The sequence below is a fragment of the Mesorhizobium sp. M8A.F.Ca.ET.057.01.1.1 genome, assembly GCF_003952565.1.
Lineage (GTDB): Bacteria > Pseudomonadota > Alphaproteobacteria > Rhizobiales > Rhizobiaceae > Mesorhizobium.
Genome location: NZ_CP034454.1, coordinates 3,664,033 through 3,680,248 on the forward strand (window position 1 = coordinate 3,664,033; position 16,216 = coordinate 3,680,248).

At 61.0% G+C, this 16,216-nt stretch carries 14 protein-coding genes and 2 pseudogenes; 6 read left to right on the forward strand and 10 right to left on the reverse strand.

The window, feature by feature from the left end; translation table 11 throughout:
* Positions 1–80: 80 nt before the first annotated feature.
* Entirely contained in the window at positions 81–1,115 is a 1,035-nt protein-coding gene (locus tag EJ077_RS17335) for an extracellular solute-binding protein (RefSeq protein ID WP_208695382.1), read from the reverse strand.
* A 378-nt stretch (positions 1,116–1,493) separates the two neighbouring features.
* On the opposite strand from EJ077_RS17335, the gene EJ077_RS17340 reads away from it, so the two are divergent.
* Positions 1,494–1,802, forward strand: a complete 309-nt coding sequence (locus EJ077_RS17340) for a hypothetical protein (RefSeq protein WP_208695383.1) — start codon at positions 1,494–1,496, stop codon at positions 1,800–1,802.
* 9 nt (positions 1,803–1,811) lie between these two features.
* Here the strand turns inward: EJ077_RS17340 and EJ077_RS17345 are convergent, their stop codons facing one another.
* Positions 1,812–2,735: a hypothetical protein gene (locus tag EJ077_RS17345; RefSeq protein ID WP_208695384.1), complete on the reverse strand. Its 924-nt coding sequence runs from the start codon at positions 2,733–2,735 to the stop codon at positions 1,812–1,814.
* Positions 2,736–3,001: 266 nt separating this feature from the next.
* Here EJ077_RS17345 and EJ077_RS17350 point away from each other — a divergent pair, with 266 nt between their 5' ends.
* The 3 genes and pseudogenes from EJ077_RS17350 (at position 3,002) to EJ077_RS32155 (ending at position 5,218) form a co-directional block, all read left to right on the forward strand.
* Entirely contained in the window at positions 3,002–3,907 is a 906-nt protein-coding gene (locus tag EJ077_RS17350; protein WP_208695385.1) for a hypothetical protein, read from the forward strand.
* 16 nt (positions 3,908–3,923) lie between these two features.
* Positions 3,924–4,301, forward strand: a pseudogene (locus EJ077_RS32820) (NAD(P)-binding protein); the annotation flags it as partial.
* A gap of 119 nt (positions 4,302–4,420) precedes the next feature.
* On the forward strand, positions 4,421–5,218 hold the full coding sequence (locus EJ077_RS32155) for a UDP-galactopyranose mutase (protein WP_245458445.1): 798 nt from the start codon (positions 4,421–4,423) through the stop codon (positions 5,216–5,218).
* On the opposite strand, the pseudogene EJ077_RS17360 reads toward EJ077_RS32155, so the two are convergent.
* Both EJ077_RS17360 and EJ077_RS17365 read right to left on the reverse strand, forming a co-directional pair.
* Positions 5,140–6,112 (reverse strand): annotated as a pseudogene (locus EJ077_RS17360) (NAD-dependent epimerase/dehydratase family protein). The gene EJ077_RS32155 and the pseudogene EJ077_RS17360 overlap by 79 nt on opposite strands.
* Before the next feature lie 237 nt (positions 6,113–6,349).
* Positions 6,350–6,541: a hypothetical protein gene (locus EJ077_RS17365; protein ID WP_127869399.1), complete on the reverse strand. Its 192-nt coding sequence runs from the start codon at positions 6,539–6,541 to the stop codon at positions 6,350–6,352.
* A gap of 335 nt (positions 6,542–6,876) precedes the next feature.
* Here EJ077_RS17365 and EJ077_RS17370 point away from each other — a divergent pair, with 335 nt between their 5' ends.
* Positions 6,877–7,650, forward strand: a complete 774-nt coding sequence (locus tag EJ077_RS17370) for an NAD kinase (protein WP_208695386.1) — start codon at positions 6,877–6,879, stop codon at positions 7,648–7,650.
* A 192-nt stretch (positions 7,651–7,842) separates the two neighbouring features.
* The gene (locus EJ077_RS17375) at positions 7,843–9,420 is read left to right on the forward strand and encodes a DEAD/DEAH box helicase (protein WP_208695387.1); all 1,578 of its coding nucleotides are present in this window, start codon (positions 7,843–7,845) and stop codon (positions 9,418–9,420) included.
* A gap of 157 nt (positions 9,421–9,577) precedes the next feature.
* On the opposite strand, the gene EJ077_RS17380 is transcribed toward EJ077_RS17375, so the two are convergent.
* The 6 genes from EJ077_RS17380 to EJ077_RS17405 all read right to left on the reverse strand — a co-directional run bounded on the left by EJ077_RS17380 (position 9,578) and on the right by EJ077_RS17405 (position 16,059).
* Positions 9,578–10,183, reverse strand: coding sequence for a hypothetical protein (locus EJ077_RS17380; protein WP_208695388.1), 606 nt, complete (start codon positions 10,181–10,183; stop codon positions 9,578–9,580).
* 239 nt (positions 10,184–10,422) lie between these two features.
* The gene (locus tag EJ077_RS17385) at positions 10,423–11,073 is read right to left on the reverse strand and encodes an OmpA family protein (RefSeq protein ID WP_015318025.1); all 651 of its coding nucleotides are present in this window, start codon (positions 11,071–11,073) and stop codon (positions 10,423–10,425) included.
* Between the two features lie 152 nt (positions 11,074–11,225).
* Positions 11,226–11,594 (reverse strand): GFA family protein, encoded by a 369-nt coding sequence (locus tag EJ077_RS17390; protein ID WP_127869403.1) that lies wholly within the window; start codon positions 11,592–11,594, stop codon positions 11,226–11,228.
* A 109-nt stretch (positions 11,595–11,703) separates the two neighbouring features.
* The gene (locus EJ077_RS17395) at positions 11,704–12,087 is read right to left on the reverse strand and encodes a hypothetical protein (RefSeq protein ID WP_208695389.1); all 384 of its coding nucleotides are present in this window, start codon (positions 12,085–12,087) and stop codon (positions 11,704–11,706) included.
* A gap of 271 nt (positions 12,088–12,358) precedes the next feature.
* Positions 12,359–13,490 (reverse strand): peptide chain release factor 2 gene (prfB, locus tag EJ077_RS17400; RefSeq protein WP_208695390.1). Its coding sequence is split into 2 segments (ribosomal slippage): positions 12,359–13,423 and positions 13,425–13,490, totalling 1,131 coding nucleotides; the frame shifts between segments, so codons are not numbered across the junction.
* A 124-nt stretch (positions 13,491–13,614) separates the two neighbouring features.
* Positions 13,615–16,059, reverse strand: a complete 2,445-nt coding sequence (locus EJ077_RS17405; protein WP_208695391.1) for a penicillin-binding protein 1A — start codon at positions 16,057–16,059, stop codon at positions 13,615–13,617.
* Positions 16,060–16,216 lie beyond the last annotated feature (157 nt).

The window sequence follows — 16,216 nt, forward strand, 5'->3', positions numbered from 1 at the left end:
CACGTGATCGCACTTGGCATGAAAGTGACCGGACCGCGCATCGCGGCCCGGTGGCTCTTTGTTGGGTTCGGCTGGTGGCGCTACTTCTGGAGGTCGGTCCAGATTTTCGTGTAAAGAGCCTGCACATCCGGCGGGCAGGCCGGCATGAACTGGCCCTTGGCGGCGAATTCCGCCGGAATATTCACCTCAGGTGCGTTCTTCATATCGTCGGGCATGAAGGCTTCCGATCCCTTGATCCCGTTCGAATAGCGCGCGAAAGCCGAAATCATCGCGGCGTTCTTCGGATCCATGATGAAATTCTGGAAGAGCTTGGCGTTGTCGACGTTCTTGGCGTCCTTGAGAACGGCGACATTGTCCATCCAGATCGGAAAGCCTTCCTTGGGATAGCCATAGACAATCTTGTCGTTCTGCAGCCGCTCGCGCAGCGATATGCCATTCCAGTTGACGCCGGCGGCGATGTCGCCCCTGCCCAGCCCATCGACAGCCGCGTAGTCGAGCGAAAGCCATTTCGCCTTCGCCTCGACCAGCTTGTCGTGCACCTTCTTCAGCACCTGCATGTCGTTGGTGCAGTACTGACCGCCTTCATAGGCGATGGCGAGGAACATGATGTCCCCCATTTCGGGCACGACATTGATCTTGCCGACGAGTTCGGCCGGCGGGTCGAGGAACAGCGCCGACGTGTTCGGGTCGCCTGCATAGACCGACTTGTCCACCGAAATGCCCGTTGTACCCCACTGCCAGGGAACGGTGTATTTGCGGCCCGGATCAAAGGGAACGTCGACCCACCTCGGATCGACATTCCTAAAATTCTCCATCTTGTTGGGATCGGTTTCCAGCAGCAGGCCTTCGCTGATCCAGATCGGCACGACGCTGGCGGAAGGCACGACGATGTCATAGCCGGAAGCGCCCTGGCGGACCTTGGCCAACGCGGTGTCGTTGGAGTCGTAGTCGGTCACGGTGACCTTGATCTTGTAGGTCTCCTCGAACTTCTTGATGAGGTCCGGGCTGGTGTAATTGCCCCAATTGTAGATGTTGAGTTCGCCATCAGCGCGGGCAATGCCCGTAGCGGCGAACAGCGACAGCCCCACGGCAGCCGCGGTCAGTTTCCAGTTCATGCGAGTTGCTCCCATTGTTGGGACCGGCGGCGGCGTCGCCTCGGGTCCATTCCTGCTGACGAAAGAAAGCCGTATCCGCCGACCGCAACCTCAAGGGTCTGGCGGAACCATCGGCGCACAGCACCTCGACGCACCGGAACCTGCCGGATGACTGCCAAGATATTCCCCTTTGTTTCGTAGCCATTCACCGGCGCATACCGGCTGGCCAACCCTGTTCCGTTACAAGCGATAATTATAACTAAACGTACAGTCAATATCTTTTTGGGAACGAAACAGGCGTCGCATGGCCCGCAATGCGCCGATGCGAGGCTTCGATCTCGACGGTGGCAAATGGAGCCGGCGGACGACTCCCTACCGTGAGGGCGACCGCGCCGGTTCATGGTCCGCATCAAGAATGCCGGACGCCCCTGGAGCTGGCACCAGGCCGTCACCATCCTTCGCGGCGCGCAGATCGAGGCCGGGGGCGCCGGGCGCCGGCGTCATCCGCTGACCGGCAATGTCGAACTCGGCACGACGGCCGCCGCCGAGCGCGACGCGACCACCCTTTACGACAATCCGAGCGGGCTAGGCCGAAAGCGAATCATCCATTCGCCGCATCTGGCCGTGCCGTTGACCGAACTCTCTTCCGGCAATGCCAACCAGGAGGTGAGCGGCGAGCGACAGATTCGCGACAACGAACGGGCCTGAACCCGTGCGTCACTTGGAAATGGTTGCCGGCAGCGAGATTGCATAGCGTGGTGGCGCCGATCCCCTTCGGCGCCTCCTCCATTGCCTCAGCTGCTCTCTCCAGCCGACTGAAGGCTTCTCGTAGACGGGTGGGGCCAGGCCAGCGAGCTCATAATAACTATCGAGAATGTTGGTGCGCAGCAGCTGACGCTCCTGTGTATAGAAGCTGAAATGCGCAACGATCAGATCGCCAAAAATTTTGCCTGGCCGATCCAGCTTTGCCGGCAGCGTCGCCGATAGCCACTCTTCCTCGTCGCCGCGCGGCTGAAAGCGCTCTCCCAGGCCGACAATGTCCGAGCCGAAAAAGCCGATGGCGTTGATCGAAAAGCGTGACAGCCTGATCTCCCGGTCCGGCACGCGAAAGTCTTCAAGCCGATTGGAACGGACAGCTTCGATGAACACCGGATGTAGCGCCTGTGGAAAGCTCGCATGCGCCCAGGAGAATTGGCATGACGCCTGACAAGTAAGCGGGCCATCCACCAGAACCCTGGAAAGCTGCTTGATCAGGGAATTGCAGATCGCGTTGTTGATGATCAATGGCGCGTACCAGATGGGCGATCCCCTTTCCGCCATGACCCTTGCTATGAATTTCCGAAAGAAGCCCTCCTCGACGAAAACCACATCGTCGTCGAGGCGCAGGTAGAACGCGTCGGGATCGTCGCAGAAACGATAGAAATCGCCGATGACGTTGTTCCCGCCGTCGGCATGCGGAAGCCGTTTGATCTTGCAACGCGGATCGGAGGCCGCCAATCGTTGTAGATACGCGCGGTCAACCTCGTTGCGACAATTGTCCCAGAGGTGCCACTCATGCACATCGGGGCTTTTCGGAACATGATGGCCAAGTAGGCGAAGATATTCCTCACGACCGGCCGGGGTGACAACAATCAGTTTCATCGAATTCCTTGTTCCTAACATCAGCGCCCGTAACATCAGCGATGTCTTGACTATCAGAACGCTCGTACGGGCAACAGCCATTCATATGGCAGGCTCCTGCCCGAGTGGATTCGCGTTAAAACACGGCGAATCGCCATGACGTTTGAATACACCCGTTATGCCGACAAGACATCGTGCTCAGCCAACTCCAGGAGATCTTTCCTCGCCATGCCCTTCGCATTCAACTTGCTTTCGTGTAGGGCTCGCCCGGGCCCTGGATTAAGGGCATGAATGTCGGAAACAGAACTTTGCCGAGCACCAGCCACCGTGATCTCGTGATAGTCAGGGCGGGCGACAACTCTCTCCATCGTGGATGGGGGGCGAACGATCCCAATTGTGAATTTGATTTGATCGTCAGCTACTTCGGAAGCGATCCGTCGGCGTTCCGGCTGCCGCATGAAAACCGGGTCGACTACAAGGGCGGCAAATGGGATGGCATCCATGCTCTGCTGAGCCAACAGCCTGAACTCCTTGACCGCTACCAGTATATCTGGCTTCCGGACGATGATCTGGAAGCAGACCGGGCGACCATCGAGGCGATGTTTACCAACATGCGCCGGCTCGGCCTCCATATCGGCCAGCCTTCATTGACGCTGGACAGCTATTATTCCCACCTGCCGTTCCTCCGCTGCAAGAGTTTCGAGTTTCGCCTGGTGGACACGATCGAGATCATGGCTCCCTGCCTGAGAGCCGACGTCGCGGCCAAGATGCTGCCTCTGTTCAAAAACTCCATGAGCGGTTTTGGTCTGGACTTGTTGTGGACCAGGCTTGCCGAAGAAAACCATGGAACATCGGCCGTATTCGACGCCTTGCCTGTCCGCCACACACGGCCAGTGGGGGCTCACCTGGCAACAACGATGCTCAAGACAGGCAGAACGCCTCACAACGAATATCGCCAACTGGCGTCGCAATATGGATTTGGCGAGTTCTTTCCATTGTCCTATGAGGCCGTCGATCGCAAAGGCAGGCGCTGGCGATCGAAACCCATGATCGGCCTGCGTATGGTGGCCGACTATCTCTTGGACAGAAAAGCCTTTCGCCAAGCGAATCGATTGATGGAATTGTTATGGCGCCTTCTGCGCAGGCAATATTCCAAGTCGGTCGACCTGTCCCAAATAATACTCAAGCCCTAGGGATCCGGATAATCGAATGGACAGGAACCTGCTGGCCAAGGCCGACATCCTCATCGTCGGCGCGGGCTTCTACGGTGCGACACTCGCCGAGCGCATCGCCACGCAGCTCGGCCGGCGCGTGCTGGTAATCGACCGGCGCCGGCATATCGGCGGCAATGCGTACACCGAACAGGACCCCGTCACCGGGGTCGAGGTCCATCGCTACGGGCCGCATCTGTTCCATACATCCAACGAGGAGGTCTGGAATTATCTGCGCGCCTTCACTGGCTTCACGGCCTATCGCCACCGTGCGTTCTCGACCTATCGCGACAAGGTCTATCCGCTGCCGATCAACCTTGCCACGATCTGCCAGTTCTTCGGCAAGCGGCTGAGCCCCGACGAGGCACGTGGCATGATCGCCGAGCAGGCGGCGGAACTGGGCGACCGCCAACCGGCCAATCTCGAGGAGAAGGCGATTTCCCTCGTCGGCCGCCCTCTCTACGAGGCCTTCATCAAGGACTACACCGCCAAGCAATGGCAGACGGCCCGCGCGAACTGCCGGCGCAGATCATCACGCGCCTGCCCGTCCGCTACACGTTCGAGGACGGCTACTTCAACGACCGCTTCCAAGGCCAGCCAGTGGATGGCTATACGGCGATCTTCGAAAAAATGCTCGCGCACGAGCTCATCGAAACACGGCTTGGCATGGACTTCTTCGATATCAAGCCCATGCTGCGCAAAGACCTGCCGGTCGCCTACACCGGCCCGATCGACCGCTATTTCGATTATAGCGAAGGCGAACTCGGCTGGCGAACCATCGATATCGACCTGGAGGTCATGGACACGCCAGACCACCAGGGCACGGCGATCATGAACTACGCGGATGAAGCCGTGCCTTTTACCCGCGTGGTCGAATTCCGGCATTTCAACCCGGAGCGCCAGCACGGGAGCGGCAAGACGCTCATCGGCCGCGAGTATTCCCGTTTTGCCGGCCGCGCCGACGAGCCTTATTATCCGATCGACACGCGCAAGGATCAGGCGATCTATCGCCGCTATTTCGACCGGGCGGGTGCGGAGAAGAACCTGCATCTCGGGGACGGTTGGGGACCTACCGCTATCTCGACATGCACCAGGCGATCGGGGCCGCCCTCAAGGCCTTCGAAACCGTGTTCGAGCCCTATTTCGTCGGCCGGCTCGATTCTGTTGCGCGGTCGCCATAACGGACCGGGTCTGAAGCCGCGAATCTCCTGCTATCAGGCCGTCGCCGCCGATTTGCCGCCAGTGGCGATCTGTTGCCTGAACCATTCGAAGGTACGCCGGATTCCTTCCTGATAGCCGATCGTCGCTTCCCATCCGGGAAGAACCTGCCTTGCCAGGGGTCAGATCCGGGCACCGGTTCGTCGGATCCTGCGGAACAGGCGCATGGTGTTCGATACGGCTGCCGGGAACAAGCGAGCAGACGAATTTCGCGGTGTCGAGAACCGAGATTTCGCGGTTGTTGCCGATGTTCAGGGGACCGCGGTGCGAGATGCTGTCGCGCCAGAAGAAGCGCTCCAACCCATCGACAATATCGTCGACATACCCCCAGCTGCGTGACTGGGAGCCGTCGCCGTAAACGGTCAGTATGCCGGTCGTCAGGGCCTGGCTGACAAAATTCGAAACGGCCCGGCCATCATCGATGCGCGTTCGCGGCCCATAGGTGTTGAACAGCCTGACGACGCGGACGTCGAGCCCGCTGACGCGCTGCTGCTCGAACAGCAGCGCCTCGGTACAGCGCTTGCTCTCGTCATAGGAGGCCCGTGGCCCGGTGCAGTCTACGGCTCCCCGGTAGCTCTCCGGTTGCGGCGACACCAGGGGATCGCCATAGACTTCCGAGGTCGAGGCGAAGCAGAAGCGGCCGCCGGGCCGCAGCAGCGACAGGAGATTGAGCGCGCCGCCTATGTTGGCTTTGATCGTGCGGACCGGTTCGCGCATGTACCATACGGGCGAGGCCGGTGACGCCAGATGGATGATCTCATCGAAATGCCCGCGCGCCGTGAAGCTTTCGGCATCGCCAATCCGCAGGCTGAAGCGTGGGTCCGAGATGTGGGCTATGTTGTCGCGCAATCCGGTCCACAGATTGTCGACGACGACAAGCGCTTCCAGATCGTCGCGCCGCAGCAGGCGATCGACAAGATGCGAGCCGATGAAGCCGCAGCCCCCGGAAATCAAGACGCTACGCGGCATGCCACCACCCGAGAACTCGGCCGGTCAACGCGGCGCGCGGCTCGTTTCCCGGAGACGGGGGAACGGAATCCGATTTTTGATCCGAAGCCCTTCTATCAGTGCTTTTGTCGATGCCGCAATTGCAATGATAAAACTAGTCTTGCGCCAGCCGGTGATCGGCCCCCTCAGGACAACAACGCGTGCTTGTCGAACTCGGCGATACTAAAATGGCGCCGATCGGTCAGCGTATCTGGCGGCCTACAGCGCCCTTTGCGGGCAAGGCATTCCGGCAGCATCACCGCAGCGTGACGCCGTGGGAACCGGTCTGGCACTCATCTGTTCCGACTGGCGCACCAGCTCGGCGAAGACAAGCGCGAAACTTCCCAACATGACAAAGACGATGATCAGGCGTGCTACCGGCAATATGTCGGCCTCGTCTGGCTGGCGCATGTCCCCCTGGAATCAGGATCCGCGGGATCATGCACACAAATCTAACGTGCCGCAGCGTCCTTTGCGTCCCGAAGGATAAGGCGGTGCTGCGGGCGCCCCACGCCACCCATGCCGGCTAACATGATCGATCCGGCTTTACGAGACCTTAAGCCCGGCCTTAACCATCACATTCGATCGCGCCACGACATCAACCGCGACCGCGCTGTGAGGCGGCGCTGCCGCACGTCGCTTCGTGAACTGGCTGAGGGTCTCTTTGCAGACCCGCCCGCCCCATGCTACCCCGGCGCTGGCGCGGCCAGAACCTGCCGGCGCCAATCGGTCGCGATCGGGAAGCCATGAGCACAGCCGCCAACAGCATCGCTTTCGTCTCGTCCGACACAACGGACGCCAAGGCGGCGCTGGAGAGCCTGTCGGCGCGCTATGGCCAATGTTCGGTCGCCGAAGCGACTGTCGTGGTGGCGCTGGGCGGTGACGGCTTCCTGCTGCAGACCTTGCGCGACACGATGGGTACGGGAAAGAAAGTCTACGGCATGAACCGTGGCACGATCGGCTTCCTGATGAATGAATACCGTTCCGGCGGGCTCACCGAGCGCATCGCGGCCGCGGTCGCCGAAACGATCCGCCCACTGGAGATGCTGGCAACCACCTCGGACGGCGAACACGTCACGGCGCTGGCGATCAACGAAGTTGCGCTGTGGCGCCAATCCTATCAGACGGCCAAGATCCGCATCAGCGTCGATGACCAAGTACGGCTCGAGGAACTGAGCTGCGACGGCGTCATGATCGCGACGCCGGCCGGATCGACCGCGTACAATCTTTCCGCGCACGGCCCGATCCTGCCGCTCGATGCGCCACTTCTGGCTCTCACGCCGGTCAGCCCGTTTCGTCCGCGACGCTGGCGCGGCGCATTGCTTTCCAACAAGGCGAGCGTGCGCTTCGACATTCTGGAGCCGGAAAAGCGGCCGGTGAACGCAGCCGCCGACCACACGGAGGTCAAGGCGGTGACCTCGGTTACAGTGCGGGAATCGCCGACTGCCACGGCGACTTTGCTGTTCGATCCCAATCACTCCTGGAACGAGCGCATCCTGGCCGAACAGTTCCGTTACTGAGCCGCCACACAGACAAGCGGCCGGATTAAGCATCGCGATTAAGGTTACAACTTCACAATCGCGCCAATCCTGCCCGTTTCTGTTGACAAATCGCGGGCTTGCGCCTAATCGCAATACCAATCTTGCAGGCGCGTGGCGCTTGCCGCGACGAATGACGTTGCGCTTCCCCGAACCAGCCAAAGACAGCAACACTTGTCCTCAGACACGACGATCGCTCAAGAAGCGTTGACCTTTTCAGACCTCGGCCTGTCGCCGAAGGTGCTTTCTGCAGTCACCGATGCCGGCTACACCCAGCCGACCCCGATCCAGGCTGGTGCGATCCCGCACGCCTTGCTCGGCAAGGACGTGCTGGGCATTGCCCAGACCGGCACCGGCAAGACCGCCTCCTTTGTCCTGCCGATGCTGACCCGGCTGGAAAAGGGCCGCGCCCGTGCCCGCATGCCGCGCACGCTGATCCTCGAGCCGACGCGTGAGCTTGCCGCGCAGGTCGAAGAAAACTTCGTCAAATACGGCAAGAACCACAAGCTCAACATCGCGCTGCTGATCGGCGGCGTGTCGTTCGACGAGCAGGACAAGAAACTGGAGCGCGGCGCCGATGTGCTGATCGCGACGCCGGGCCGTCTGCTCGACCACCGCGAGCGCGGCAAGCTGCTGCTCAACGGTGTCGAGATCCTGGTCATCGACGAGGCCGACCGCATGCTCGACATGGGTTTCATTCCCGACATCGAACGCATCTGCGAGATGATCCCGTTCACTCGGCAGACGCTGTTCTTCTCGGCGACCATGCCGCCGGAGATCACCAAGCTGACGGAAAAATTCCTGCATGCGCCGGTGCGCGTCGAGGTATCCAAGGCGGCGTCGGCGGCCACCAACATCATCCAGCGGCTGGTCAAATCGGGCTCGAAGCCTTGGGACAAGCGCGAAACGCTGCGCAACCTGATCAAGGCCGAGGATGCGGAGCTGAAGAACGCAATCATCTTCTGCAATCGCAAGATCGAGGTTTCGGAGCTGTTCCGCTCGCTGCTGAAATACGATTTCGACGCCGGCGCACTGCATGGTGACATGGACCAGCGCGCGCGCATGCAGATGCTGGCCAATTTCCGTGACGGCAAGCTGCGTTATCTCGTCGCCTCGGATGTCGCCGCGCGCGGCCTCGACATTCCCGACGTCAGCCATGTCTTCAATTACGACGTGCCTATCCATGCCGAAGACTATGTCCACCGCATCGGCCGCACCGGCCGCGCCGGGCGCTCAGGCAAGTCCTTCACCATCGCAACCAAGTCCGACACCAAATATATCGACGCCATCGAGCGGCTGATCGGCAACAAGATCGAGTGGCATGACGGTGACCTGTCGACAGTGGTTGCCAGCGAAGGCGAGGACGATGCTCCGCGCCGGGGCAAGGGCGCGCCGCGCCGCGCCGGCCGCAAGGACGAGGACCGCAACGAAAGGAGCGGGCGCAACAAGGGCGGCGAGCGTCGCGGCAGACACAGCGAGGAAGATGCCGCGACCGCGGCTGCTCAACCGCAGCCGGATGTGGCCGAGACGGCCGATATTGTCGAACGGCGCGCGCGCAAGGATGCAATCCGCTCGGAAAACACCGAACGCAAATCGTCCGACCGCAATGAACCGCGCGCACCTGAGCGCGGTGACACCAGGCCGCAGCGCAGCAACAGCCGCCCTGCCCGCCACCATCAGGAAGACAATGACGCCACCGTCGGCTTCGGCGACGACATGCCGGCCTTCATGCGTATCGTCGCCAAGGTCTGACCCCAACCAGCAAGCCGCCTAGCCGGCTTGCCGCTCTTTTCGCCCTGCAGCCAAGAGCAATCCAGGAAAAGCCGCATGGTGCTTTTCCATCGTGAATTGCTTGGAACGAAGCTTTGGGGCGGTTCAGCGATTCTTTTGGACGCTGGTCCCCTGCCCGTCACATCGGTCCGGGCATCATCTTGGTCGGTTTCTCCAGCATCGGAAACTCGGCCTTGCTGCATTTCACCTTCGGATTCGTCGGGCTGAACATGCCGTTCGGATTGTCGTCGAGCCAGGCGTGAAGATCGTAGTGGACGAACTCCCTCGGAATAAGCGGATAGTGTCCCTCCATCGGACCCATGAAGGTTTGGCCAAACAGCTTCGGCGGCGCCTTGATGTCCGGGGTTAGCGGCACCAGCCATTCCACGCCGACCAGATTCAGGCCCTTCTTGGTCGGTTCGTAGATCAGGACGTTGGGCTTCATCGGGTCGAGCTTCTGACCGATACTCGGGACGTTGACGAAATGGATGCCCATGGCGCCCTTCGGGTAGTCCATGGAGCCAGGTATCTTTTCACCGCTGTAATAGACGCAGCCGACTGTCGACAGATAGAGATCGCGGACGGCGGCGGTGTAATCCTGATATTTGACAAGCGATTTCTTCAAGGCCTCGATGTCGGCCTTGTTGGCGTCCTCGGCGTGAGCCGTGGCGAGGCCTAACCATGCACCCACAACACTTGTCAAAGCGAGGACGCCGCAGCGCCCAAGGCTGATTGTTCTTGTCATGCATTCCTCCCAGATTTCATTGATCTGGCCGTGCAAGACCGAGGCGGAAAGTGCTGATTTCGCGGCCAGTTGTACCGCCTCATCCCCTCTGGAACAGCCTCGATGCTATTCCTTTCCATGACCGCGGGAAAGCTATTATTTAGAACCAGCTAATTTTCTAGCACCACACCGAAGAGGTCGAGTCCGGGCAACAAAAAACGGCCCCATGTGGGGCCGCTTCGCATTTCCTTGCCGAACAATCAGGTGAGCGGCGAAAGCTGGATCTCGACGCGTCGGTTCTGGGCCCGTCCTTCGGCGGTCGCATTGGAGGCGACGGGCCTCGTCTTGCCGAAACCGGTGACGGCGAAGCGACGCTGATCGACGCCCTGGCCGGACAGGTAGTTGGCGACCGCCAGTGCACGGCGCTGCGACAGATCGAAATTGTGCTGGTCGCCACCGGTCGAATCGGTGTGGCCGAAAACATCGACCGTGGTCTGCTTGAATTTCTTCAGCACCAGGGCGACGGAATTAAGCACCTGGTAGAAGCCGGGCTTCACCGCGTCCTGGTCGGTGTTGAAGGTGATATCCGACGGCATGTTGAGGATGATCTGGTCACCGCTGCGGGTGACGCTGACGCCGGTGCCCTCAAGCTGCCGGCGCAGTTCCGCCTCGTTCTGATCCATCGTGGCGCCGATCGCGCCACCGGCCAGCGCGCCGATGCCGGCGCCGATCAGCGCATTGCGGCGATCATTGCCGCCGGCAAGCAGACCAAGGCTGGCGCCTGCCAGAGCGCCAAGACCGGCGCCCGCGGCCGTGTTGGAAATCTTCTGGTCGCCCGTATACGGATCGGTGGTGGTGCACGCAGTCACGAGCAGAGCCGTCGCCATAACGACGAGCACGGTCTTTTTCATAGGATGGTCCCTCTCCAAGTCACGCCTTACGATGGCGCCAAATCAGCCCTTAGCGCGACTTGTACCATGAAATGCGGCGAAAAACCGAACGGGAAAAGTGGCCGTTGCAGCTTTTCCTCGGTGCCAGTTGCGTGACGAAGCGCCGTGACGGGCTACCAAAGATTCTTGCCGTCGATAACCACCACTTCGACCTTGTCGAGATCGAAATCGTCGAACAGCCGCGAGTTGACGCTGATCTTCGGATTGTCGAAATCCGGCTCACCGGTCGACCAGTCCGGCGTTTCGGTGAAGGTGCCGCAGCCGCAGGTGGCGCAAAACCCATGCTTTATGGTCTTTGAACCCCATTGGTAGAAGGAAACGTTCTTCTGCGGCGTGATGAGCTTGAACTGCGACGGGGTATAGTAGGCCCAGAGCGAGCCGCGTTTCGAGCAGAACGAACAGGTGCATTGCGTCACCGTTTGCGGCGCCTCCGACACCTCGAATATCGTCGCCTTGCAGTGGCAGCTTCCCTTGATGGCCATGAACATCACCTCTCCATTGTCCGCCGCCCAAGCGGCAAGGCACCATAAAGAAGCGATCCTGACAACTGTCCGTCAGCAAGCTTTTGCCTGAAGCCAGCCAGCGATAGTTTTAATAGGACGATGGCGGCACGAACAGGCAGATGGTCTTGCCGGCATCGAGCCCGGCCTCATGCGCGCACCAATGGAATTCGCCATCGGGCGAATCCTTGATCCGCCTGTCGCTATAGGCCAGCACCTCCCCGGTGTCCTTGATGACGTAGCCGTCCGGGCGCTCGCTGATCGAGGTTTGCGACACCTCATGGCAATCGAAATTCGCGCAACAGGCGAACGGATAACTCCAGCCTTGCGGCCTGGCCGCTGTCGGCTTGGCGTCATGCGCCAGAGCCGGCGCCAGCGCCGACACGGATACGATCACACAGGCCGCGTACAGAGGAAGGAGGCGTTGGCCAACCGATGGAACGGTGACGGCCGATCTTGAACTGGAAGCAAACATGGCAGCGTTCCTTTCAGACGAGCTTCAAGCGTTTCGCTTGCCCGTTCCCGGAACGTGTCTTCCCAGCGGCCGAACCGTCAGCAGATATGCCGCGACCGGCCATAAATGCTTTTGTCTCCTCCCGCCGGCGATGGTGAGCCGAAATGTGAGTCGGCGCAAGAAATGCCCGAGACCAGCATATTGCTCGGCCTTCGCGGCGCAACTTGCTTCTTACACAGCGGCAGGCCGCGCCGATGATGAAACCGGCCGAACTGAAGACGCGCGGAACCGCTTAATCCAGGTCCGCCACGGCTTCGCCCGCGCCGCCCTCGATGCGTTGCGACAGCGAGGCTTCCATGAAGTCGTCGAGGTCGCCGTCGAGCACGCTCGACGGGCTGGTGCTTTCGACGCCGGTGCGCAGATCCTTGACCAGCTGATAGGGCTGCAGCACGTAGGAGCGGATCTGGTGACCCCAGCCGATATCGCTTTTCGAGGCCTCGGTCGCGTTGGCGACCGCTTCGCGCTTCTTCAGCTCTTCCTCGTAGAGGCGCGAGCGTAGCATCTCCCAGGCCTTGGCCTTGTTCTTGTGCTGCGAGCGTTCGGCCTGGCAGGCCACGGCAATGCCGGTGGCGATATGGGTGATACGCACGGCCGAATCGGTGGTGTTGACGTGCTGGCCGCCCGAGCCGGACGAACGATAGGTATCGATGCGCACGTCGGATTCGGAGACGTCGATCTCTATCCTGTCGTCGACGACAGGATAGACCCAGACGCTCGAGAAGGACGTATGGCGGCGCGCATTGCTGTCATAGGGCGAAATACGCACCAGGCGATGGACACCGGATTCGGTCTTCAACCAGCCATAGGCATTGTGCCCTTTGATCAGCAAGGTGGCGGATTTGATGCCCGCCTCTTCGCCGTCATGCACTTCCAGCACCTCGACCTTGAAGCGGCGGCGCTCGGCCCAGCGCGTATACATGCGCAACAGCATCGAGGCCCAGTCCTGGCTTTCGGTACCGCCGGCGCCGGCATGGATTTCGAGATAGGTGTCGTTGGCGTCGGCCTCGCCCGAGAGCAACGTCTCGACCTGGCGGGCCTTGGCCTCGCCCTGCATCGATCGGATCGCGGCCTCAGCCTCGGCGATGACGCCTTCGTCGCCCTCTTCCTCGCCGAGCTCGATCAGGCCGATATTGTCTTCCAGCGCCTGGCTCAGGCCCTTGACCGCCGCGATGCCTTCCTCGAGGCCCTGGCGTTCGCGCATCAGCTTCTGCGCTTCCAGCGGTTCGTTCCAGAGGCTGGCGTCCTCGGCCCGCACGTTCAGGTATTCAAGCCGCTTTATGGCCTGATCCCAGTCAAAGATGCCTCCTCAGCAGGGTTATCGCCTGCCTGATCTCGTCGACAATATTCTGCGTTTCCGCGCGCATGGCCTAATATTTTGTCCTGTTGCTGAATGACGCTTCGGTCGGCGCGATACATAGGGACGGTGCCGCCATGTGTAAAGCGAAATGGGCCAGCCCGAGGCTGACCCCATTTGGACGTTTGAATTCGTCAGTAAAGGCCGCCGCCGCCGTCCTGGATGGCCTGGTTGGCCTGCGGCGACAGGGCGCCGCCGGACGCGTTGGAGCCATCGGCGCCCATGCCGATCACCCAGTAGCTGTCGGCGGGGCCGGTGCCCGGTTTGAAGGCCTCGATGATGGTGCCGGGATCGCCCGAGGATGCGCGCATGCCGGTCTTGCGGTTGATGGCGATCAGGTTCATGCCGTCAGGCACCTTGAAGTCGACATTGGGCGTGCCGTCCAGCGCCACGCGCATGAAATCCTTGAAGATCGGGGCCGCAAGACCACCGCCGGTGGCGCCATGGCCAAGGCCGCGCGGCGTGTCGTAGCCCATGTAGAGGCCGACCACGAGGTTCGGCGTGAAACCGATGAACCAGGCGTCCTTCTCGTCGTTGGTGGTGCCGGTCTTGCCGGCGATGTGGCGGCCAAGCTCGCCGATGGTGGCACCCGTGCCGCGCTGGACGACACCTTCCATCATCGAGGTGATCTGGTAGGCGGTCATCGGATCGAGCACCTGCTCGGAATTGTCGACCAGTTCCGGCTCCGGCTGGTTCTTCCATTCAGGCGCGTTACAGCCTTCGCAGCCACGCTCATCCTGCTTGAACACCGTCTTGCCGTAGCGGTCCTGGATGCGATCGATCAGCGACGGTTTGATCGACTTGCCGCCATTGGCCATGATCGAATAGGCCGAAACCATGCGCATGACGGTCGTCTCGCCCGAACCCAGCGCCATCGGCAGATATGGCGCCAGATGATCATAGACGCCGAAGCGCTCGGCATATTCGACGACCAGCTTCATGCCCATGTCATTGGCAAGCCGCACCGTCATCAGGTTGCGCGACTTCTCGATGCCGGAGCGCAGCGTTGCCGGACCGGCGACCGTGCCGTCATAGTTCTTCGGCGTCCAGGTGGTGTTGCCGCTCTGGATGGTGATCGGTCCGTCCATGATCACTGAGGCCGGGGTATAGCCATTGTCGAGCGCGGCCGAATAGACGATCGGCTTGAACGAGGAACCCGGCTGGCGCATGGCCTGGGTGGCGCGGTTGAATTCGGACTGCGAATAAGAGAAACCTCCGACCATGGCCAGCACGCGGCCGGTGTGCGGATCCATGGCTATCAGGCCGCCCTCAACCTCGGGAACCTGGCGCAGGCTGTAGGTATTGTCGGATCCGTCGTTCTTCTGGACGAAGATCACGTCGCCCGGCTTCAGCACGTCGGCCGGCGACTTTGCCTTGACCGTCTTGCCATCGACCAAATGGCGCATGGCGAAACCCATGTCATCCTTGCTGACGGTGCCTTCGACGCGGTCCTTGACGATGTCGCCCGACGCCTGGCGCGCGGGCTGGAGGCCGATCGACAGGCCGGATGCCGAACTGTCGAGCACGACGGCAAGCGACCACTCGGGAACGTCTTCCAGTCCCTTGACGGCACCCAATGGCACACCCCAGTCGCCGGAGACGTCGATCGTCTTCACCGGCCCGCGATAGCCGCGCAAAGTATCGTATTTCATCAATCCGTTCTGCATCGCCTTGCGGGCAATAAGCTGGACCTTCGGGTCAAGGGTGGTGCGAATCGACAGCCCGCCCTCATAGAGCGCGTTCTCGCCATAGCGGGCGATGATCTGCCGACGAACCTCCTCCGTGAAATACTCGCCGGCGAAAAGGTAGGAGCCAGAGCGGCGCGGAGCAACGCCAAGCGGCTCGGCCTTCGCCTTCGCGCCCTCTTCGGGCGTAACGTAACCGTTTTCGACCATCTGGCCGATCACCCAGTTTCGCCGTTCAATTGCCCGGTCGGCGTGCTTGAAGGGATTGTAGTTGGCGGGGCCTTTCGGGAGCGATGCCAGATAGGCGGCCTCGGCTACGGTCAACTCGTTCACCGATTTATCGAAGTAGGTCAGTGCGGCACCGGCAACGCCATAGGCGTTGAAGCCGAAGAAAATCTCATTGAGATAGAGCTCAAGGATACGATCCTTGGAATAGGCCTGCTCGATGCGGAACGAAAGGATGGCTTCCTTGGCCTTGCGCTCCAGGGAGCGCTCGTTGGTGAGCAGGAAGTTCTTGGCAACCTGTTGGGTGATCGTCGAGCCGCCCTGCATGGGGCCACCCGAAACGTAAGTCATCACCGCTCTGCCCAACCCCGTTATGTCGACACCAGGGTGGCTGTAGAAGTTCTTGTCCTCCGCGGACAGGAAGGCAGCCTTGACGCGATCCGGGATGGCCTGGATTGGCAAATACAGGCGCCGTTCTCGTGCATACTCCGCCATCAGCGCGCCATCCGAGGCATGGATGCGGGTGGTCACGGGAGGCTCGTACTTGGCCAGCACTTCATAGTCGGGCAGATCCTTTGCCACATGGCCGATGTAGAGGGCCACGCCCGCCGCGGCCAAGAGGGCCAGCGTCGTGCCGATGCCGAAGAAATAGCCAATGAGACGAATCATACCCGCTCCAGTCCTTGGTTCGGGAATTTCCTAAACGAAGCCGCCTTCCACGCAAGCTTTCGAGCCGGTCCCAATCCGCAATCGAAAACCCATGTCGCCACCATGTGGACAAAATACGGCAGGGCCGCGTTTCGCGGCCGCAAGCCGGAAATAAAAA

Bases quoted from the DNA above. Each gene is read 5' to 3' on its own strand.
- EJ077_RS17350 (WP_208695385.1), top strand. From the start codon at position 3,002: ATGAATGTCGGAAACAGAACTTTGCCGAGCACCAGCCACCGTGATCTC.
- EJ077_RS17380 (WP_208695388.1), bottom strand. From the start codon at position 10,183: ATGACAAGAACAATCAGCCTTGGGCGCTGCGGCGTCCTCGCTTTGACA.
- EJ077_RS17385 (WP_015318025.1), bottom strand. From the start codon at position 11,073: ATGAAAAAGACCGTGCTCGTCGTTATGGCGACGGCTCTGCTCGTGACT.
- EJ077_RS17335 (WP_208695382.1), bottom strand. From the start codon at position 1,115: ATGAACTGGAAACTGACCGCGGCTGCCGTGGGGCTGTCGCTGTTCGCC.
- EJ077_RS17340 (WP_208695383.1), top strand. From the start codon at position 1,494: ATGGTCCGCATCAAGAATGCCGGACGCCCCTGGAGCTGGCACCAGGCC.
- EJ077_RS32155 (WP_245458445.1), top strand. From the start codon at position 4,421: ATGGCAGACGGCCCGCGCGAACTGCCGGCGCAGATCATCACGCGCCTG.
- EJ077_RS17395 (WP_208695389.1), bottom strand. From the start codon at position 12,087: ATGTTTGCTTCCAGTTCAAGATCGGCCGTCACCGTTCCATCGGTTGGC.
- EJ077_RS17365 (WP_127869399.1), bottom strand. From the start codon at position 6,541: ATGCGCCAGCCAGACGAGGCCGACATATTGCCGGTAGCACGCCTGATC.
- EJ077_RS17390 (WP_127869403.1), bottom strand. From the start codon at position 11,594: ATGGCCATCAAGGGAAGCTGCCACTGCAAGGCGACGATATTCGAGGTG.
- EJ077_RS17405 (WP_208695391.1), bottom strand. From the start codon at position 16,059: ATGATTCGTCTCATTGGCTATTTCTTCGGCATCGGCACGACGCTGGCC.
- EJ077_RS17345 (WP_208695384.1), bottom strand. From the start codon at position 2,735: ATGAAACTGATTGTTGTCACCCCGGCCGGTCGTGAGGAATATCTTCGC.
- EJ077_RS17370 (WP_208695386.1), top strand. From the start codon at position 6,877: ATGAGCACAGCCGCCAACAGCATCGCTTTCGTCTCGTCCGACACAACG.